The organism is Methylobacterium radiodurans, assembly GCF_003173735.1.
GTDB lineage: Bacteria > Pseudomonadota > Alphaproteobacteria > Rhizobiales > Beijerinckiaceae > Methylobacterium > Methylobacterium radiodurans.
In genome coordinates this window covers 4529938-4548147 of the sequence record NZ_CP029551.1, presented here as the reverse complement: position 1 = coordinate 4548147, position 18210 = coordinate 4529938, and the positions used below count along the sequence as shown (strand labels likewise).

Annotated in this window: 17 protein-coding genes and 1 pseudogene; 8 read left to right on the top strand and 10 right to left on the bottom strand. The window is 70.6% G+C overall.

Going from position 1 to position 18210, the window contains the following annotated elements:
* Positions 1-15: 15 nt before the first annotated feature.
* Positions 16-1194 (bottom strand): GNAT family N-acetyltransferase, encoded by a 1179-nt coding sequence (locus tag DK427_RS21330; RefSeq protein ID WP_109953122.1) that lies wholly within the window; start codon positions 1192-1194, stop codon positions 16-18.
* Between the two features lie 225 nt (positions 1195-1419).
* Here DK427_RS21330 and DK427_RS21325 point away from each other — a divergent pair, with 225 nt between their 5' ends.
* The gene (locus DK427_RS21325; protein WP_109953121.1) at positions 1420-2481 is read left to right on the top strand and encodes a polysaccharide deacetylase family protein; all 1062 of its coding nucleotides are present in this window, start codon (positions 1420-1422) and stop codon (positions 2479-2481) included.
* A gap of 10 nt (positions 2482-2491) precedes the next feature.
* Here the strand turns inward: DK427_RS21325 and DK427_RS21320 are convergent, their stop codons facing one another.
* Both DK427_RS21320 and DK427_RS21315 read right to left on the bottom strand, forming a co-directional pair.
* Entirely contained in the window at positions 2492-2815 is a 324-nt protein-coding gene (locus DK427_RS21320; protein WP_109953120.1) for a hypothetical protein, read from the bottom strand.
* A gap of 89 nt (positions 2816-2904) precedes the next feature.
* Positions 2905-3111 carry a DUF2842 domain-containing protein gene (locus tag DK427_RS21315; RefSeq protein ID WP_066923559.1) on the bottom strand — a complete coding sequence of 69 codons (207 nt, stop codon included), beginning with the start codon at positions 3109-3111 and terminating at the stop codon, positions 2905-2907.
* Positions 3112-3263: 152 nt separating this feature from the next.
* On the opposite strand from DK427_RS21315, the gene DK427_RS21310 reads away from it, so the two are divergent.
* Entirely contained in the window at positions 3264-4394 is a 1131-nt protein-coding gene (locus DK427_RS21310) for a COX15/CtaA family protein (protein ID WP_109953119.1), read from the top strand.
* 269 nt (positions 4395-4663) lie between these two features.
* On the top strand, positions 4664-5350 hold the full coding sequence (gene trhA / locus DK427_RS21305) for a PAQR family membrane homeostasis protein TrhA (RefSeq protein ID WP_109953118.1): 687 nt from the start codon (positions 4664-4666) through the stop codon (positions 5348-5350).
* A gap of 140 nt (positions 5351-5490) precedes the next feature.
* On the opposite strand, the gene DK427_RS21300 is transcribed toward trhA, so the two are convergent.
* Both DK427_RS21300 and DK427_RS21295 read right to left on the bottom strand, forming a co-directional pair.
* A complete protein-coding gene (locus tag DK427_RS21300) occupies positions 5491-6138 on the bottom strand; it encodes a hypothetical protein (protein ID WP_245930666.1) in 648 nt (215 codons plus the stop codon).
* 99 nt (positions 6139-6237) lie between these two features.
* Positions 6238-6486 carry a hypothetical protein gene (locus tag DK427_RS21295; protein WP_109953117.1) on the bottom strand — a complete coding sequence of 83 codons (249 nt, stop codon included), beginning with the start codon at positions 6484-6486 and terminating at the stop codon, positions 6238-6240.
* Between the two features lie 226 nt (positions 6487-6712).
* Here DK427_RS21295 and DK427_RS21290 point away from each other — a divergent pair, with 226 nt between their 5' ends.
* Positions 6713-6937: a hypothetical protein gene (locus tag DK427_RS21290; protein WP_109954304.1), complete on the top strand. Its 225-nt coding sequence runs from the start codon at positions 6713-6715 to the stop codon at positions 6935-6937.
* Positions 6938-6976: 39 nt separating this feature from the next.
* Here DK427_RS21290 and DK427_RS21285 read toward each other — a convergent pair whose 3' ends face one another.
* Together DK427_RS21285 and DK427_RS21280 are read right to left on the bottom strand one after the other, a co-directional pair.
* Positions 6977-8041 carry a hypothetical protein gene (locus DK427_RS21285; RefSeq protein WP_109953116.1) on the bottom strand — a complete coding sequence of 355 codons (1065 nt, stop codon included), beginning with the start codon at positions 8039-8041 and terminating at the stop codon, positions 6977-6979.
* Between the two features lie 37 nt (positions 8042-8078).
* On the bottom strand, positions 8079-11060 hold the full coding sequence (locus DK427_RS21280) for a penicillin-binding protein 1A (RefSeq protein ID WP_109953115.1): 2982 nt from the start codon (positions 11058-11060) through the stop codon (positions 8079-8081).
* 168 nt (positions 11061-11228) lie between these two features.
* On the opposite strand from DK427_RS21280, the gene DK427_RS21275 reads away from it, so the two are divergent.
* The 3 genes from DK427_RS21275 (at position 11229) to gyrB (ending at position 16248) form a co-directional block, all read left to right on the top strand.
* Positions 11229-12896, top strand: a complete 1668-nt coding sequence (locus DK427_RS21275; RefSeq protein ID WP_109954303.1) for an alpha-amylase family protein — start codon at positions 11229-11231, stop codon at positions 12894-12896.
* 80 nt (positions 12897-12976) lie between these two features.
* The gene (locus DK427_RS21270; RefSeq protein ID WP_109953114.1) at positions 12977-13618 is read left to right on the top strand and encodes an MBL fold metallo-hydrolase; all 642 of its coding nucleotides are present in this window, start codon (positions 12977-12979) and stop codon (positions 13616-13618) included.
* A 185-nt stretch (positions 13619-13803) separates the two neighbouring features.
* Positions 13804-16248, top strand: a complete 2445-nt coding sequence (gyrB, locus tag DK427_RS21265; protein WP_109953113.1) for a DNA topoisomerase (ATP-hydrolyzing) subunit B — start codon at positions 13804-13806, stop codon at positions 16246-16248.
* 150 nt (positions 16249-16398) lie between these two features.
* Here gyrB and DK427_RS27240 read toward each other — a convergent pair.
* The 3 genes and pseudogenes from DK427_RS27240 to DK427_RS21255 all read right to left on the bottom strand — a co-directional run.
* Positions 16399-16682: pseudogene (locus DK427_RS27240) on the bottom strand (integrase core domain-containing protein); the annotation flags it as partial.
* A gap of 289 nt (positions 16683-16971) precedes the next feature.
* Positions 16972-17199, bottom strand: a complete 228-nt coding sequence (locus tag DK427_RS21260; protein WP_109953112.1) for a hypothetical protein — start codon at positions 17197-17199, stop codon at positions 16972-16974.
* 128 nt (positions 17200-17327) lie between these two features.
* Positions 17328-17579, bottom strand: coding sequence for a hypothetical protein (locus tag DK427_RS21255; protein ID WP_109953111.1), 252 nt, complete (start codon positions 17577-17579; stop codon positions 17328-17330).
* Positions 17580-17768: 189 nt separating this feature from the next.
* Between DK427_RS21255 and DK427_RS21250 the strand changes: the two genes are divergently transcribed.
* Positions 17769-18017, top strand: a complete 249-nt coding sequence (locus DK427_RS21250; protein WP_109953110.1) for a hypothetical protein — start codon at positions 17769-17771, stop codon at positions 18015-18017.
* The last annotated feature ends 193 nt before the right edge of the window (positions 18018-18210 follow it).

Below are 18210 nucleotides of genomic sequence, written 5' to 3'. Positions count from 1 at the left end.
CCGCGGCGGGCGGCGTCACGCCCGCAGGCGGCGCAGGCGCCCGATCAGGCCGAGCAGGCGGGGATCGCGCTTGATCCGGCGCTTCACCCGGATGAACCCGGCCGCCGCCAGCGCGTAGGCCCGGCCCCGCAGGGTGACGGGCAGGACCGGCTGGGCGATCGCGATGATCTCGTCGCAGGTATTCTGCTTGTAGCGCGCCTCGCCGAGCCCGAGATCGAGGCTGCGCCGTCCGCGGGCGGTCTGGTCACGCACGAGGTGCTGCAGCAACAGGTCGCCGGGGCTGGAGCGGGCCACCTCCGGATCGGGATCGAAGGCCGTCAGCATGCCGCTGAACCGGGCCGCATCGACCGCCCCCGCGAAGGTCGCGAGCACGCGGCCGCTGCGGCTCGCCACCAGCGCGTGGATCTCCATCGCCGGGTCGGGGCCGGCGGCAGCCCGCTCCAAGAAGGCGCGGATGGCGGGATCGGCGTAGGGATTGGACAGGCCGAGCGCGGCGAGGCGCACCGCCTTCTGCGCGTGGAAGGCTTCGAGGCAGGCGGCGCGCTCCTCCGGCGTCTCGGCCCGAACATAGGCGAGGGGGCCCAGCGATTCGCTCAGGCGCCGCTCCTTCGCGCGCAGCTTCTTGCGGGCATCCGCGCTGAAGGCGCGGCGCAGGCTCGCCTCCGGGTCGGGGCCGAGCCGCATGCCGTAGGCGTCGCTCGGGGCCGGCGGCGCCCCCTCCGCCAGGGGATTGGCCGTGCCGTCCCAGTGGCGGGGCTGGAACCCCAGCACGAACACGTCGATCCCGGCCGCACGGCCCGCCCGCCGCAGGGCGCGCCGCAGAGCCTCGGGCGCGAGTGCCGCCGCGCCGGGACCGGCGAAGAGCGGCAGGTGGAAGTTCGCTTGGGCGCCGCCGATGACGCCCGCAGTGCGGATGCCCACGAACCGGCGCAGCCGCAGGGGCAGCAGCAAGAGCAGGTGCCCGGAGGCGTCGCGCACGGCGAGCACGCGGATGCCGGCGGGGTCGGGCAGGGTTTCGGCGAAGGCCGAGACCCAGGCGAAGCGCTGATAGGGCGTGGCGAGCGTGCCGCCCCGCGCCTCCAGGCTGCGCCACAGGTGCTCGGCGGCCGCGAGGCCGGGCAGGATCTCGGCCCGCAGCCCCGGCTCGGCCGCGGCGGCCGGGCCGTCTCTCGGTATAGGGACCGGAACCGTCATGCACTCCCCGGGAGGCCGGCCCGGCATGTCCGGAACTGCGGCTCGTGTCGGTGTCCTGTAGCGCGAAGGCCGCGCAAGAGCACGCAAGTTCACGCGGCACCGCGGCCCATCCGCGCGCGCAACGAAGTCCTCGTAATCCAGATCAAGATCCGCTTTCGTCTTCCTTTACCCGCCGACCGATAGACCTCGCCGCAGTGCCCTGCTCCGGGCTCCGGGTCCGCCCTCATGCTCTCCTCCCGCAGCCGCCACCGCCTGTTCGAGGCCGGCTTCCGGGCGGTCGCGGCGACCGGCGCCGACCGCTGGCTCGCACCCGTCGCCCGGGGGCGCGGGCTGATCCTGACCTTCCACCACGTCCGGCCGGAGCCGCCCGCCGCCTTCGCGCCGAACCGGCTGCTCGCGATCACGCCGGACTTCCTCGACCTGACGCTCGGAATGCTGCGGGCGCGCGGCTTCGCGCTCTGCACCCTCGACGAGATCCCGGAGCGCCTCGCGCAGCGGGAGGCGGGGCCGCCCTTCTGCGCCCTGACCTTCGACGACGGCTACCGCGACAACGCCGTCCACGCCGCGCCGGTGCTCGCCCGGCACGGGGCGCCCTGGACGCTGTTCGTGGCGAGCGACTTCGCCGGGGGCGAGGGCCGGCTCTGGTGGGTCGAGCTGGAGCGGGCGGTGGCGCGCCTCGACCGGGTGCGGCTGGAGGCGGGCGGGCAGCGCATCGACCTGCCGGCGCGCGATCCGGCCGAGAAGGGCCGCGCCTTCGAGGCGGTCTACCGCGCCCTGCGGGCCGGCCCGGAGGCGGAGCTGCTCGACCGGGTCGGCGACCTCTGCCGGGCGGCCGGCTTCGCCCCGGGGACGGTGGCGGAGGAGCTGTGCCTGGACTGGGACGCCCTGCGGACACTCGGCCGCGACCCGCTGGTCAGCTTCGGCGCCCACACCCGCAGCCACCCGATGCTGGCCAAGCACCCGCCCGGGACGGCGCGCAGCGAGATCTCGGAGAGCCGGGCGCGGATCGAGGCGGAACTCGGGCGCCCGGTGCGGCACCTGTCCTACCCGGTCGGCGACCGCAGCTCGGCGGGCCCGCGCGAGTTCGCGCTGGCGCGGGAGCTCGGCTTCGCGACCGCGGTCACGACCCGGCCGGGCCACCTCTTCGCGACGCATGCGGGGCATCCGCACGCCCTGCCGCGGGTCTCGGTGAACGGCTGCCACCAGTCGGCGCCGGCGCTCCGCGGTCTGCTCTCGGGCGTGCCGTTCCTGGCCTGGAACCGGGGCCGGCGCCTCGACATCGGCTGACCGGCCGGGATCAGCGCCGCCGGCCCGAAGTGAAGACCGCGCGCTGGCGCCCGTGGCGGCCGCGGTAGCGCCGGCCACGCGCCGGCTCGGCCTGAGGCTCCTCCGCCTGCGGGATTGCGGCCTGCGGGACGGCCGAGGCATCGACCGCCGCGAAACCGCCCGCCACGTTGCGGGCGGCGGGGCCGAACATCGCGAGGCACTGGTTGTAGGCGAGATCGTTCTTCAGGCGCTCGCACTCGCCGACGGAGCGCGGCGTCCCCTGGGCCAGGGCCGGACCGGCGGCGAGGACGAGGAGGCCGGCGAGGACGGGCCGGCTCGGGAACGATCGAGGCATCGGTTATCGGGGCTGGAGGGAACGGGCGCGCCGCCTGTCCCGCCTTCTCGTCCCGGAGTGCGGCGAAATCTGGGGCCTCGCGCGCCGTCTCAGGCGTCGGGCCGCTCCATCCACCGGATCAGCGGCATCAGGGGGAAGATCCAGGCGATACCGAGGATGCAGTAGACCACCGTCTGCAGCGCGGGGTGCAGCTGGGAGATGCGACTGTCGGCGAGCGCCATGGCGAGGGGGGCGTAGAGCATCACGAAGGCGATGAGCCCCACCGTCCCGATCAGGGTGCGGGTCCGACGGCGCATGGTGATCCTCCTCGAAAAACATCCGCCCGCGTATCGGCGGTCCCGTCCGGGTCAAAGCCGCGCGATGCCGCAGCGGCACCGGCGGACGTTGCCCCGGGCGCCGGCATTGCCTAACCCGGGGGCGGACGTAACCGAAAAGCAGACCCGACGCGATGCGGCTCTCCATCCACGGCCGACCCGACGACCTCAGCGGCGCGACGCGCGGCTCGAACCCGGTACGCCTCTGGCTCTACCTCGTGGCCGCCCTCGTGGTCGCGATGGTGGCGGTGGGCGGCGCGACCCGACTCACCGGCTCCGGCCTCTCGATCACCGAGTGGCGCCCGGTGACCGGTGCAGTGCCGCCGCTCTCGGCCGCCGACTGGGCCGCCGAGTTCGACAAGTACCGCGACACGCCGCAGTACCGGATCCTCAACCAGGGCATGGGGCTCGCCGACTTCAAGGTGCTCTACTTCTGGGAATGGGGCCACCGCCTGCTCGGCCGCGTCCTCGGGCTCGTCTTCTTCCTGCCACTGGTCTGGTTCTGGTGGCGCGGCCTCATCGGGCGCCGGCTCGGGATCGGGCTCGTGGCGCTCGGCCTCCTCGGCGGACTGCAGGGCACGGTCGGCTGGATCATGGTGGCGTCCGGCCTCAAGCCCGGCATGACGGCGGTGGCGCCGCTGAAGCTCGCGATCCACCTGACGCTCGCGAGCCTGATCCTTGCCGGCCTCGTCTGGCTGGCGGCGGGCGAGCGCCGGGACGCGCGCGCGCCGGCGCCGGGGCGGCTGCGCGCCGCAGCCCTCGCGCTGCCGGCCCTGGTGCTGGCGCAGATCTTCCTCGGCGGCCTCGTGGCGGGCTCGCATGCCGGCCTGCTCTACAACACCTGGCCCACCATGGACGGCGCGCTGGTGCCGCCGCACGCGGAGCTGTTCGCGGTCACGCCCTGGATCGAGAACTTCGTCGACAACACCACCCTGGTCCAGTTCAACCACCGCCTCGTCGCCTACCTGATCGTGCTGGCAGCCCTCGCCCACGCGGTCGATGCCTGGATTTCCGGGGCGGCGCGCGGGGTGCGGGGCCGCGCCGCGGGCGTCGCCGCGCTCACGGTGGCGCAGATGGGTCTCGGCATCGTCACCCTGCTGCTGGCCGTGCCGCTCTGGGCCGGCCTCGCCCATCAGGTCCTGGCGATGGGCGTGCTGATGATGGCGACGGTGCACGCCCGCCTGAGCCTGGGCGCGCCCGCCCCGGCGCGGGCGGGGGGCGAGACCGCCTTCGGCTTCGAGGGACTGGCGGGCGGCGGCATCTGAGCCCGGCCCGTCATGAAACGGTCTCGGCGATGTCCTAGGGAGGCGAGGGTCCGCGCGCGGAGCGCGTGCGCGGAACCGCCGCGGGTCACCAAGCATCGCCAAAGATCGCCGAGACTCCATGCGCTCTTTTGCTGTGCAACGTGACTGCTGCGCAGCACAACCCTTCACCATGCCCGCAGATTGGCGTGGATAGCCAGTGTTTACGCACTCTGCATAGGGAACGACTTCGCCTCGAAAATCTTACACTGCACGCGTTGCAGGAGGGACAGATGTTCCTGGCCGAGGACGGGAGACCGCTCACACTCACCTGGCACTACACGAAGCGGGAGATCCTCGCGGACGGGGTGGTGCACGGACTCGGCGTCGTGCTGGGGCTTGCCGGCGCGGTCGCCCTGGTGGCGACATCGCTCACCGCCCATCTGGGCTGGGGCGAGCGGGTGGCGGTGGTGGTCTACGCCACCGCGCTGGTGGGCATGCTCGGCGTCTCTGCGACCTACAACCTCTATCCGGTGAGCCCGCGCAAGTGGCTGCTGCGGCGCGCCGACCACGCGTTGATCTACCTGATGATCGCCGGCACCTACACGCCGCTGGTCACCCTCGTGGGCACCGGGCCGACCGCCTGGGCACTGCTCGCAGTGATCTGGCTGGTGGCCTCCATCGGCATCGCGGTGAAGCTGTTCTTCCCGGGCCGCTTCGACCGGCTCTCGATCGGTCTCTACCTCGTGCTCGGCTGGAGCGGGCTCCTCGCCTACGAGTCGGTGATCGCGGTGCTCCAGCCGACCGCCCTGTGGCTGCTCGCCATCGGAGGGGCGCTCTACACGGTCGGCGTCGTCTTCCACGTCTGGCGCAGCCTGCCATTCCAGAACGCGATCTGGCACGCCTTCGTGCTCGCCGCCACCGCCTGCCACTATGGCACCGTCTGGGCCAGCATGTCGGGCGTAGCGGCGCTGAGCTGAGGACCGGCTCCGGACATGGCGTGAGCGGAGCCCTATCCGCGCTTGCAAGAGAGAGCCCAGCTCCGACGGGCGGTGCGTGCAGGAAAACGGAGCGGACGGCATGCGCCGTCCGGCAACAGCGGAGCAGGGAGCGACGCCGCCTATCGGGCGGGCGTCCAGGCATTGATCACCCGCATCGCACCGGCCTGGGCGACGGCCTGCTCCGGCACCGCGGCGGGGCTGCGCGGGGTCCGCTTCAACCGGGCCAGCACCCGGCGGGCCTCATCGGCCGGCAGGGCGCCCACTGGCGCCACCATCGCGGCGAGCTGACGGCGCGTCTGCTTGCCGATGAGGCGCGAGCTCTGCGCAGGCTCGAAGTCGCGCATCGTGTGGCGCTTCTCGACGGAGCCGGTGTAGACCTGCGGCCCGCTCTTCAGGATGACGATGTCGCCGGGCCGCAGGGTCTCGTCGCGCATCAGGGCGGCGGCGGCACCCGCCGACATGTCGAGAGGCGTCTGCCGGTCGGTGATCTTCACCTTCAGCGGCTCGGACTTGTGCAGGGCGGTGTAGCGGGTACGGAGCTGCGGGCGCGCCGCCCGGCGGCTGCGCTGGCGGTAGCCGCCCTCCTGACCGTATCCGTAGGTCGGGTATTGCACCTGCGGTTGCACGGTCGGCTGCGGCTGCGTCGCCTGTGGGCGCCCAAACAGGGCTTCGAAGAGGCCACCGTCCTGAGCATGGGCGGCGGTGCCGGTGATCAATCCGAACGCGGTCAGCGCCAGGACGGCGCGGCGGGGGCTGGTCGCGGGCATCGGCTTCTCCGGGGCACGGTGACGCGGGCGTCGTCCGTCCGCTCAACGGGAAGTTGACCGCGACAGTTCCAGACGTTCAGCATTCCTTAAGAGCTAATGTCAGGCGGGCTCGGCCTGCTCGCCCTCGCCGATGCAGTCGAGGGCACGCTCGACCGCGCCGACCGCGTCGAGCAGGTGCTGCACCGTGCGCTCGACCTCGAGCGGCGGCCGGCCCGTGCCGGCGGCCCGGGCGCACACGTCCTCGAGCTGCTCCAGCAGGGTGAGAAGGTCACCCGCGACCGCGACGACCTCGCAACGGGCGAGTTTCGCGACGGGCTGGCGCTGGCGGAAGGGCACGACGTTGCTCATCGGGATCGCTTGTCGCCCGCGCCGGGCGGATTCGCCAGGGCAAGGCCGCCATCCTCCACACGATTGCGGCCGGGCATGGCACGGAAGCCGCGCGGGTGGTGAGTTTTTCGTGGCGCGATCGCCTCGCATCGTGCCGACCGGCACGGCGGAGCCGGCCCGCAGGCTTGACGGCAGCGCCCGGGCGGCCCACGCCGGCCCGCAGGATCGAACCCGCGAGGACGCCGCGATGCGCACCAGCCCTTCCCCGACCCGCCTGCACCTCCTGCTGGCTGCCTGCCTCTGCGCGGGCCTCGGCGCCTGCACCAGCACCGGCGACAGCGGCTTCGCGCAGCAGTTCAGCGCCGACGCGTTCAGCCGCTCCAACGACACCAACGGCACCCAGACCCGCCGCGACGTGAACCGCGCCTACACGCAGCCCACCCTGCCGACGATCGGCAACCGGGGTTACTAGCGGACAGCGGCCGGGGCTAAGGCCCCGGCGTTCCGTCCCTCAGCGCTTGGCCACGGCGTCCGCGAAGGCCGCGATGCGGTTGCGGGCGTAGGTCGGCAGGCCGGCGCTGATCGAGTTGCCGGTGTTGAAGCTCGAATTGCCCATCAGCACCTGGGCGGGCAGCAGGTTCTTCAGCACCGGCACGCGGGCGTACTCCGCCTTGCGGTCGAGCACGTCGGCCTTGATGGCGAGCGCCATGTAGGTGGTGACCACGGTCTTCTGCGGGTCGCCCGGCATCGGCTGCAGCACCGCCAGGAACTTGCCGAAGCGCAGGATCTGGTTGACCCAGAAGATCGTCTGCTCGATCCCGCCGGTCACCGGCGTGTCGACCTTGGTGAGCGCGCCCAACCCGGCCGCCTTCTCGGGCGGGAGCACCCGCAGCTCGCTCTGGAAGGAGACGAACTCGGCGATCTTCTTGGACGAGCCCTCCTCCAGCTTGTTGGCGAGCTTCACGCCGAGCGGCAGCTTGCCCTCCAGATCGTAGCGCGACTCGATGCAAGTCGTGCCCGGCTCGCACCAGGGCCGGTCGGGCCGGCGCGCGAAGGCGGCGGCCGGATCCTTGGTGGGCGTCACGTCCGCGGGGCTGAGCGCCTTGTGCTTGATCGCCGGGTCCATGGCCTGGACGAAGGGAAGGTTGGCGAAGGCCTGGAGGTCGATCGCCTCGGGGGGCCTCGTCACCACGAAGCGCCCCTCCGCCACGTAGACCTTCAGGGTCTCGTGGCGCTGCTTCGTCACGCCGTTCACGGTCTGGGCGTAGTCCGGCTCCTTGTACCCGGGGAAGGGCGCGAGCGCGGTGGCCTCGGCCGGCTTCTGCCGCTGCCAGTCGAGATAGGGGGTGAGCCCGCTCTCCGGGTTCTGCGGCTGGTCGCGCCGGTCACTGAACAGGATCGTGCCGGGCTTGAGCGTTGCCGGATCCTGCGCGGCGACGGAGGGGACCTCCCGGATCCGCTCCGGTGTCGTGCCCGGCGCGGCGGCCGGCGTCTTCACCTGGGCGAGAGCCGGTGAGGCGGCTGGAAGGGCGGCGATCAGGGCGAGAGCCAGGGTTGCCGGAAGCTGTGTCCGCACGGGGCTTTGTCCTCGGAGGATGTCGAGAAGGGGCGCGTCAGTAGCGCGGCTCGTCGCCGAACAGGTAGTCCGGGTCGCGGCGGCGGGGACGCGTGTCGTAGTCCTCGTCGCCGAAGGGCGAGCGGTTGGTCCCCGGCCAGGGCCGGTAGCCGTCGAGGTCGCCCTGCGCGCGGCGGCTGCGGGCGGGACGGCGCTCGCCGAAGGGATCGAGCAGGTCGGGCTCGGGCCGCGGCCGGCGCTCGCCCGTCATGTTGCCGTAATAGTCGCCGGCCACGTCCGCCCCGTCCTCGGCCCCGCCCGCGAGGTCGCCGTCCTCGGCGTCGGGGCGCCCGGCGTAGACGGTCTCGCGCGGTACGAGGCGGAACTGGGTCTCGGCCACCCGGCCGTCGCTGCCGCGGCGGAAGTGCTCGCCGCCGATATCGGCGATGAGCGGCCGCGCCTCCGGCGAGGGGCCGGCGAGCGGGGTCTTGGCGACGCCGTTGGCCCAGGCCGCGTTGAAGATCTGGCCGGCGATCGGCACCGCGAGGTGGCCGCCGGTCTGACCGCGCCCCAGTGTCCGGCGGGTGCCGTCGGCGTTGTCGTAGCCGACCCAGACCACCACCGAGATCTCGTTCGTCAGCCCGGCGAACCAGGCGTCGTTCTCGTTCTCCGAGGTGCCGGTCTTGCCCGCGATGTAGGCGCCGTTGCGGGCGAGCGCCGCGGCCGTGCCGTGCTGGACCACGCCCTGCAGCATGGTCTTGAGCTGGTAGAAGGCGACGCGGTCGGCCGAGCCGATCCGCACCGGCTCGCGGCTCTGGCGGGTGTAGAGGGGCCGGCCGTCGCGCTCGACCGATTCGAGCACGTAGGGCGCGGGCCGCGCACCCTCGTTGGCGACCGCCGCGTAGAAGCCCGCGAGATCGAGCATCCGCACCGGCTGCGCGCCCAGCACGAACGGGTAGTAGGGCTCGCACTCGGCGTAGATCTGCGCCTCCAGCGCGATATCGCAGACCCGCTTGAGGCTGGCGGGCGCCTTCTCGGCGATCCCGCCCTGGAGGAGGCGGGCGGTGACGAGGTTCTTCGAGAACTCGAGGCCGCGCCGGAGCGTCGTCGCACCGGAGCCGCCGCCGTCGTAATTCTTCGGCGACCAGGAATCGCCGACCCCGCCGATTGGGGGCAGCGTCACGGCGCTGTCCATCACCAGTGTGTTGGGCTGAAGCCCGGCATTCAGGGCGGCCAGATAGGTGAGGGGCTTCAGCGTCGAGCCCGGCTGGCGCACGGCCTGCGTCACGCGGTTCAGCTGGCTCAAGGGATAGGAGAAGCCGCCGGTCATCGCGAGGATGCGGCCGGTGCGGTTCTCGAGCACTAGCGCCGCGCCCTGCACGGCCGGGCGCACCCGGATCTCCGCCCGAGGCGCGCCCTTACCCTCGCGCAGCTTCACGCGGACGGCGTCGTACTGTTGCAGGCGGTTGCGGGCGATGCCTGGATCGAGGGCGGCGACCCGGCCGTCCGGCAGGCCGACCTTGACGCCGTTGCGGCCGGTCTCCAGCACCACCGCGAGCGGCCAGCGCACGTCGTAGAGGACGGGCCGGGCGCTCTCCAGGGCGCGCAGCCAGACGGGCTTGGGGCCAGCCGGCTTCGGGGCGGGCTTCGCCGCGGCCTTGCCCTTGCCCTTGCGCGCGGGGGCCGGATCGGGATCCGGACCGGTCACGGTCGGGGCGGCCTGGGCCGAGGTCTCCGGGGCAGACGCGGCGGCCTCCAGCCGGCGCACGGCATCCGCGAGGTTGAGTTCCGGACCGCTCCAGGTCTGGCGGCCGGTGGCGCGCTCGTAGTTCGCCAGCCCGTCCTGCAGGATGCCCTCGACGGCGCGCTGGAGCCCGGCATTGATGGTCGAGCGCACCGTGAAGGAGCCGGCGGTCAGCGAGTCGACGCTCGCGAAGGTGCGCGCCTCGCGGTTGAGATAGTCCACCACGTAGAAGCCGCTGTCGCGCCGGGTCGTGTCGAGGGGCTTCAGGCCGAGATCGGCCTTCACCGCCTCGGCCATCTGTCCTTCGGTGATGGCGCCCTCTTCCTTGAGGCGCGAGAGCACGTAGGCGCGCCGCTCGCGGGCTCGGTCGGGGTACTTGTCGGGACTGTAGAAGTTTGGGCCCTTCGGCATGCCGGCGAGAAGCGCGGCCTCGGCCAGGTTCAGCTGCCCGACCGATTTGCCGAAATAGGAGCGTGCCGCCATCTCGATGCCGTAGGCGCCCCGTCCCAGATAGATCCCGTTGAGGTAGAGCCCGAGGATCTGCGGCTTGGTGAGAATGCGCTCGAGGCGCGCCGCCACGATCATCTCGCGGATCTTGCGCTCGTAGGTGACGTCGTCGCCGACCGAGAGGTTCTTCACCACCTGCTGGGTGATGGTCGAGCCGCCCTGCGGGCGCCCGGGCGCCGCGAGGTTGCCGATGAAGGCCCGGATCACGCCGCGCTCGTCGATGCCGCGGTGGCCCTCGAAGCGCTTGTCCTCGGCCGCGATGAAGGCCTTCTGCACCAGGCTCGGCACGCTCTCGATCGGCACGGCCAGGCGCCGCCCGTTGGCCTCGAAGGTCTCGGCGAAGGGCTTTCCGGCGCCGTCGAGGATCTGGGTCATGCCGGGCAGCGCCTTGTCGCGCAGCGCCTCGGCGGTCGGCAGGTTCTCGGTCGCCTTGTTGTAGAACTCGATCACCGACTTGGCGTCGAAGGGGGAGTTGGCCGGGTTCTCGCCCTTGCAGAACTGGCGGTAGCTCGTGTTGAGCTCCCCGATATCGAGCCCGTGCAGGATCTTCGGGGCCGAGGCGCCCGCCACCGCGCTCGGGTCCTCCATGGCGGTGGAGATCAATTCATCGAGATTGATGTCCTCGATGTCGAAGGCCTTGCGCATGTGCGCGCAGCCGTCGCGCAGGAGCTGCACGACCTTGGGCCCGTCGGTCGCGGCATCGAACTGGGTGCGCACGGCGTCCGGCCGGGTCGTGACCTGGCTGAGGGTCAGCGCGGTCGCGAACAGCTTGATCAGGATGGTGTTCATACGGTCCGGGGTGCCGCGGCTCTCGTCTCGTGCCCGGCCGGAAGTGGCCTCGCGCCGGGCATCCGATAGGGGCGCCACAACGCGGCTGATTTAAGGAGGCGAAGGCTACGGCAACGCTTTTCCGTGAGGGCGCGTTAGGACGCCGGCCCCATGCCCGCGGAGGCGCCCGTGATCACCGACCTCTGGTACAAGAACGCCGTCATCTACTGCCTGTCGGTCGGCACCTTCATGGACGCCGACGGCGACGGGATCGGCGACTTCGCCGGGTTGGAGCGCCGGCTCGACTACCTGCAAGGGCTCGGCGTCACGGCGGTCTGGCTGATGCCGTTCCAGCCTTCCCCGAAGCGCGACGGCGGCTACGACATCAGCGACTATTACGGCGTCGATCCGGCCTACGGCTCGCTCGGCGACTTCGTGGCCTTCACGCACGCGGCCAAGCAACGGGGCCTGCGGGTTCTGATCGACCTCGTGGTCAACCACACCTCGGACCGCCATCCCTGGTTCCAGGCCGCCCGCAAGGACCCGGATTCCCCGTTCCGCGACTGGTACGTTTGGTCCAAGGAGAAGCCGGCGAACGCCGACGAGGGCATGGTCTTCCCCGGCGTGCAGAAGACCACCTGGACCTGGGACGCCGAGGCCAAGGCCTACTACTTCCACCGCTTCTTCGACTTCCAGCCCGACCTCAACACCGCGAACCCGGCCGTGATGGCCGAGATCCTGAAGATCATGGGCTTCTGGATCCAGCTCGGCGTCTCGGGCTTCCGCATGGATGCGGTGCCGTTCGTGATCGCCCAGAAGGGCGCCGATCTGAAGGGCGAGCCGCGCGAGCAGTTCGACATGCTGCGCGACTTCCGCGAGTTCCTGCAGTGGCGCAAAGGCGACGCGATCATCCTGGCCGAGGCCAACATCCTCCCTAAGCAGGATCTCGACTATTTCGGCGACGACGCCGACCGCATGCACATGATGTTCAACTTCCAGGTCAACCAGGCGACCTTCTACGCGCTGGCCGCCCACGACGCGCGGCCGCTGGCCAAGGCGATCGCCCGCACCATGCCCCGGCCGCTCTCCTGCCAGTGGGGCACCTTCCTGAGGAACCACGACGAACTCGACCTCGGCCGCCTCACGGACAAGCAGCGCGCGCTCGTCTTCGAGAAGTTCGGCCCCGAGAAAGGCATGCAGCTCTACGATCGCGGCATCCGGCGCCGGCTCGCCCCGATGCTCGACGGCGACCCGCGGCGGATCCGGCTCGCATACTCGCTGATGTTCACGCTGCCCGGCACGCCGGTGCTGCGCTACGGCGACGAGATCGGCATGGGCGACGACCTCACCCTCAAGGAGCGCGACTGCGCCCGCACGCCGATGCAGTGGACGAACGAGGCCCAGGGCGGCTTCACGGTCTCGGACCGGCCGGCGATGCCGGTGATCGACCACGGACCCTACGGCTACCGGCACATCAACGTGGCCCAGCAGCGCCACGAGCAGGACTCGCTGCTGAGTTGGATGCAGAGCGTGATCCGCATGCGAAAGGAAGCGCCCGAGATCGGCTGGGGCACGGTCACCGCCGTGGAGACCGGGCGCAACGCGGTGCTGGCCCTGCGCTACGACTGGCGCAACAACGCGGTGCTCTGCGTGCACAATCTCGATCCCGGACCGATCGAGGTCCTGGTCGAGTCCGGGGTGCCGGGGCCGGAGGGCTACATCCTGGTCGATCTCCTCACCGGCCAGCGCAGCGAGGCGGACGCGCAGGGGCGGCACTGCCTCTGCCTGGAGGGCTACGGCTACCACTGGTTCCGGGTCGGCGGCCTCGACGCGCCGCTGAAGCGGGCGCCGGCCTGACGCGCCACCCGCGGCGGGTGCCCCGGCGGCGCGATCCGGGCTAGAGATGCGCTGACACGTGAACAGCGAACGGACGCCGCATGCCAACGCCCCGCGCCGGGATCATCCCGGTCACGCCCTTCCAGCAGAACTGCACCCTGATCTGGGACGACGCCACCAAGGTCGCCGCCGTGGTCGATCCCGGCGGCGACCTCGACCGGATCGAGGCGGCGATCGCCCAGCAGGGCGTGACCGTCGAGAAGATCCTGCTGACGCACGGCCATATCGACCACGCGGGCGGGGCGGCGGAGCTGAAGGAGCGCCTCGGCGTGCCGGTCGAGGGCCCGCACCGGGCCGACCAGTTCCTGCTCGACTCGCTCCCTGAGACCGGCGCCAATTACGGCCTCGACGGCGCCCGGCCGATCACCCCCGACCGCTGGCTCGACGAGGGCGACGCGGTCACGGTCGGCGGGCTGACCTTCGACATCCTGCATGCCCCCGGCCATTCCCCCGGCAGCGTGGTCTTCGTCTCCCGCGACGCGCGCTTCGCGCTCGTCGGCGACGTGGTGTTCAAGGGCTCGGTGGGCCGCACCGATCTGCCGGGCGGCAACCACGAGCAGCTGATCGACGCGATCAAGCGGAAGGTTCTGCCGCTCGGCGACGACGTCGCCTTCATCCCGGGCCACGGCCCGACCGGCACGCTCGGCGAGGAGCGCGTCTCGAACCCGTTCCTGCAGGATTGACAGGCCTAACGGGACTTTAACGTGGACCGGCCAGAAATCGGCTCCGGGCGCGGTGTGCCGCGCCCGGAAACCGATGCAATTTCAAGGCTGAACCCCTATATCAGGCCGGTTAGACGAATCGCAGGCGAAGCCGCCCGACAGGGCCGGGCCGCGCACGGCGAAGCTCCGCCTGCCCGAGGACATTCATGGCCGACACTCCGCAGACTGACCACGACGCCTACGGCGCGGAATCGATCCGGGTACTCAAGGGGCTGGACGCCGTCCGCAAGCGTCCGGGCATGTATATCGGTGACACCGACGACGGCTCGGGCCTCCACCACATGGTCTACGAGGTCGTCGACAACGCGATCGACGAGGCGCTCGCCGGCCACGCCGATCTGGTCACCGTGACGCTCAACGCGGACGGGTCCTGCACGGTTTCCGACAATGGCCGCGGCATTCCGGTCGACATCCACCGGGAGGAGGGCGTCTCGGCGGCCGAGGTCATCATGACCCAGCTGCACGCGGGCGGTAAGTTCGACCAGAACTCCTACAAGGTCTCGGGCGGCCTTCACGGCGTCGGCGTGTCCGTCGTCAACGCGCTCTCGGTCTGGCTCAAGCTCCGGATCTGGCGCAACGACCAGGAGCACGCGATGGAGTTCGGCCACGGCGAGGCGAAGGCCCCGCTGAAGGTGGTCGGCCCCGGCAACGGTCGGCGCGGCACGGAGGTGACCTTCCTGCCCTCCACCGAGACCTTCACGATGGTCGAGTTCGACTACGCGACGCTGGAGAAGCGGCTGCGGGAGCTGGCCTTTCTGAACTCGGGCGTGCGCATCGTGCTCACCGACGCGCGCCACGCCGAGAAGCGGCGCGAGGAACTCTACTACGAGGGCGGCATCGAGGCCTTCGTGCGCTACCTCGACCGTTCGCGCAAACCCATCGAGGGCATGTCGAAGCCCGTCGTGGTGCGCTCCGAGCGCGACGGCATCCGGGTCGAGGTGGCGTTTTGGTGGAACGACTCGTTCAACGAGACCGTGCTGCCGTTCACCAACAACATCCCGCAGCGCGACGGCGGCACCCACATGGCGGGCTTTCGCGCGGCGCTCACCCGGCAGATCACCGGCTACGCCGAATCGTCGGGCGTCGCCAAGAAGGAGAAGGTCTCGCTCACCGGCGAGGATTGCCGCGAGGGCCTGACCGCCGTCATCTCGGTGCAGGTGCCGGACCCAAAATTCTCCTCGCAGACGAAGGACAAGCTCGTCTCCTCCGAGGTGCGCCCGGCCGTCGAGAACGTGCTGAACGAGGGCCTCTCGACCTGGCTGGAGGAGAACCCCTCCCAGGCCAAGGCCCTGATGGGCAAGGTGGTGCTGGCGGCCTCCGCCCGCGAGGCGGCCCGCAAGGCGCGCGAGACCGTGACCCGGAAGGGCGCGCTCGACATCGCCTCGCTGCCCGGCAAGCTCGCCGACTGCCAGGAGCGGGATCCGACCAAGTGCGAGATCCTGCTGGTGGAGGGCGATTCCGCCGGCGGCTCGGCCAAGCAGGGCCGGGATAGGGCGTTCCAAGCGGTTCTGCCGCTGCGCGGGAAAATCCTGAACGTCGAGCGGGTGCGCGCCGACCGGATGCTGTCCTCGGCCGAGATCGGCACGCTGATCACGGCGCTGGGTGCGGGCATTGGGCGGTCCTCGACCGACCGCGAGGGCTTCAACCCAGACAAGCTGCGCTACCACCGCATCATCATCATGACGGATGCGGACGTGGACGGCTCGCACATCCGCACGCTGCTGCTGACGTTCTTCTTCCGCCAGATGCCGGAGTTGATCGAGCGCGGGCACCTCTACATCGCCCAGCCGCCGCTCTACAAAGCCGAGCGCGGCCGCAAGGCGCTCTACCTTAAGGACGAGCGGGCGCTCGAGGACTACCTGATCGACCAGGGCACCGAGGGCGCAGTGCTGCGCCTTGCCTCCGGCGCCGAGTTCGCCGGGCCGCAGCTCAAGACCCTGGTGGAGGAGGCGCGCAGCTTCCGCGGCATCCTGCAGGGCCTGCACACCCGCTACGACCGCGCCGTGGTCGAGCAGGCGGTGCTGGCCGGCGCCTTCGCGGGGGATGTGGCCGAGAACCCCGGCGAGGCCGAGGTGCTGGCCGACATGACGGCCAAGCGCCTCGACGCCATCGCGGATGAGATCGAGCGCGGCTGGCAGGGCGAGGCGTACGAGGGCGGCTACCGGCTCAGCCGGACCCTGCGCGGCGTGCGGCAGGTGGCGACGCTCGATGCCGGCCTGATCACCAGCCAGGAGGCGCGCCGGCTGGCCGAGCGGGCTGACGCCTTCCGGGAGATCTACGGCGAGCCGGCGACGCTCGCCCGCAAGACCGACGAGACCGTGCTGCACGGGCCTGTCGGTCTGTTCGAGGCGGTGATGGCTTTCGGGCGCAAGGGCCTCTCGCTCCAGCGCTACAAGGGCCTGGGCGAGATGACCGCCCAGCAGCTCTGGGAGACGACGCTCGACCGCGACGTGCGCTCGCTGCTGCAGGTCAAAGTGAAGGACACGACCGACGCCGACGACCTGTTCGTGAAGCTGATGGGCGACGTGGTCGAACCGCGCCGCGAGTTCATCCAAGAAAATGCGCTCAGCGTCGCCAACCTCGACGTCTAATTCGGCACCCGTTTGATTTCTCAGCTAAGCTTGGGCCTACAGGCGGGTAGTTTGTCCTGATTCATGAAGAATCATGCCGCTATCCCCTGCACGCACTTGGGGAAGAATCGATCGCACTGCGTACACTCGATCGGAAGACACTCAAGCCGATCAATCGTTTGGTCCCGGCATGTAATGGAGCGGGTCGGGCCTGAAGCGGCCGAGATCGGGCGTCCAGGCTCTGCAGAGAGCTTCGAACGGGGTGAGGCGGCGCAGGGTCTTCAGGCGGCGGGCGAAGTTGTAGGCGCTGACGCGGTCGGCCAGGTGAGCACGACGTTGCGCGTGGCTGACGTCGTGGTCGCGTTTGACGGTCGCGTGCTTGAATCGTGCGGTTCATTCGTTCGACCTGACCGCTTCGTCCAGGGATGGCGCGGCTTGGTCAGACGATGGTCGATACCGTTGCGGGCGCAGGCAAGCTCGAAGCTGTCGGCTCGGAAGGTCTCACCGGCTGCGATCGCCTCCTTGACGATGGGGCGGCCGAGGCAAGGTTGCCGGGCGTGGTGACGTGGGTGCGGTTGCCGGGTGAGCACCGTGTGCCTCTGGTCGGGCACGGCCTCGACGAGATGGCGACGAGCAGGTCGAGCCGCCCTTGGGCCGTGCGAACTTCGGCCAGATCGATGTGGCGCTGCCCTGAAGAACCCGGCCCATAGCCCGTACCTTCACTCGGGCGTGGTGAGTGCACCATCAAACCCTGAGATCAAACAGCAGGGCCAAGTCCGTGAGGTAGAAAGCGATCCACCGACGCGCGTCAGGATCGGGACTGGCCATCATGAAGACGACGCGCATCGTCTCACCCTCGTAGCGGCGCATCACCGCCTCAGCCATCGGCACCGCTTCGCGCTCTTCCCAGTCGGTCAGCATCCGCCAACCGTCGCGCGTGCTCAACCTCACAACGTAGCGGGTGGCGGTCATCACCGATCGGCACTCTTCGACCGGCCCAGCCAAAGGCGAAGCCCGGTCGAAGGCATGGCAGCGAACGACGTGCCGAAACCGATCCGAAGTTGGTCGTATCGAAATCGTCGCTGGTCGAAATTTGGCGATCAGCCCTTCTTGCCCTGCTTGTAGCTCTGGATGGCGCCCTGGCACCCCGGTGAGAGCTTCGCCATGTTCTTCTCGAAACACGCCTGCGTCTCGGGACCATCCTCTGGAGGCATGTCCCCGCAGAAGGTCGTGAAGTCGCCCATGCACTGCTGTTGAAGTGCTGCCTTATCATCGGCCGACATCGGCGCAGCGATGACGGACGTGGCCACGGTGGACAGAAGCAAGGCGGCCGTGAGCAAACGGACCGGCATAGGGGAGCCCCTTCTCATCTTGTTGGACGGGTCAGAAAGCCTGAGGGACGGAAACCGTTGCACGCGCTGATATCGGCAGCGCTCCAGACAGGGATATCGCCCGCCCAAACGCGGTCGGCGGAACGGTTTGGCCCAGTTCTCCGTCTCTGGTCCGTAGCCGGCTTCAGCCCGGCCAGAGGGAGGTGCTCGATGTCCAGCAAACCAATGGTGACCCTGCTCGGTGCGCTGACTCTGGCGGTCGGGGTCCTCGGCGCAGCCTCGCCGGCGATGGCCGATCCACCCTGGGCCCGCGGCGAACGCGGCTTCCGGCACGGCGGTCCTCCGCCCTGGGCCCCTGCTCATGGCTATCGTCGGCATCGTGAGTTCGGGGGCTACGGTCGCAGGGACGTGCGCGTTTACGAGGGGCGCCGCTACGGAGGCTACGGCTACCGCTACTAGGCTCGACATCCTGCTCGAAGACGGGCGGCCCGGCCCGCACCGGCTTGCTCCACAAGGGGCACGCCCGGGCGGGCAACGGCATTTCAGGCCTTGCCTCCCTGGGGTGGGATTCGTACCGGCAGCTGGGGTGCCCGAGCCGGCAGCGCGCCCAGGATGTTAGCTCGGGGATCAAGGTAAGATGATGTGTCCGCAA

Bases quoted from the DNA above. Each gene is read 5' to 3' on its own strand.
- DK427_RS21330 (WP_109953122.1), bottom strand. From the start codon at position 1,194: ATGACGGTTCCGGTCCCTATACCGAGAGACGGCCCGGCCGCCGCGGCC.
- DK427_RS21325 (WP_109953121.1), top strand. From the start codon at position 1,420: ATGCTCTCCTCCCGCAGCCGCCACCGCCTGTTCGAGGCCGGCTTCCGG.
- DK427_RS21320 (WP_109953120.1), bottom strand. From the start codon at position 2,815: ATGCCTCGATCGTTCCCGAGCCGGCCCGTCCTCGCCGGCCTCCTCGTC.
- DK427_RS21315 (WP_066923559.1), bottom strand. From the start codon at position 3,111: ATGCGCCGTCGGACCCGCACCCTGATCGGGACGGTGGGGCTCATCGCC.
- DK427_RS21310 (WP_109953119.1), top strand. From the start codon at position 3,264: ATGCGGCTCTCCATCCACGGCCGACCCGACGACCTCAGCGGCGCGACG.
- trhA (WP_109953118.1), top strand. From the start codon at position 4,664: ATGTTCCTGGCCGAGGACGGGAGACCGCTCACACTCACCTGGCACTAC.
- DK427_RS21300 (WP_245930666.1), bottom strand. From the start codon at position 6,138: ATGCCCGCGACCAGCCCCCGCCGCGCCGTCCTGGCGCTGACCGCGTTC.
- DK427_RS21295 (WP_109953117.1), bottom strand. From the start codon at position 6,486: ATGAGCAACGTCGTGCCCTTCCGCCAGCGCCAGCCCGTCGCGAAACTC.
- DK427_RS21290 (WP_109954304.1), top strand. From the start codon at position 6,713: ATGCGCACCAGCCCTTCCCCGACCCGCCTGCACCTCCTGCTGGCTGCC.
- DK427_RS21280 (WP_109953115.1), bottom strand. From the start codon at position 11,060: ATGAACACCATCCTGATCAAGCTGTTCGCGACCGCGCTGACCCTCAGC.
- DK427_RS21270 (WP_109953114.1), top strand. From the start codon at position 12,977: ATGCCAACGCCCCGCGCCGGGATCATCCCGGTCACGCCCTTCCAGCAG.
- gyrB (WP_109953113.1), top strand. From the start codon at position 13,804: ATGGCCGACACTCCGCAGACTGACCACGACGCCTACGGCGCGGAATCG.
- DK427_RS21260 (WP_109953112.1), bottom strand. From the start codon at position 17,199: ATGACCGCCACCCGCTACGTTGTGAGGTTGAGCACGCGCGACGGTTGG.
- DK427_RS21255 (WP_109953111.1), bottom strand. From the start codon at position 17,579: ATGCCGGTCCGTTTGCTCACGGCCGCCTTGCTTCTGTCCACCGTGGCC.
- DK427_RS21250 (WP_109953110.1), top strand. From the start codon at position 17,769: ATGTCCAGCAAACCAATGGTGACCCTGCTCGGTGCGCTGACTCTGGCG.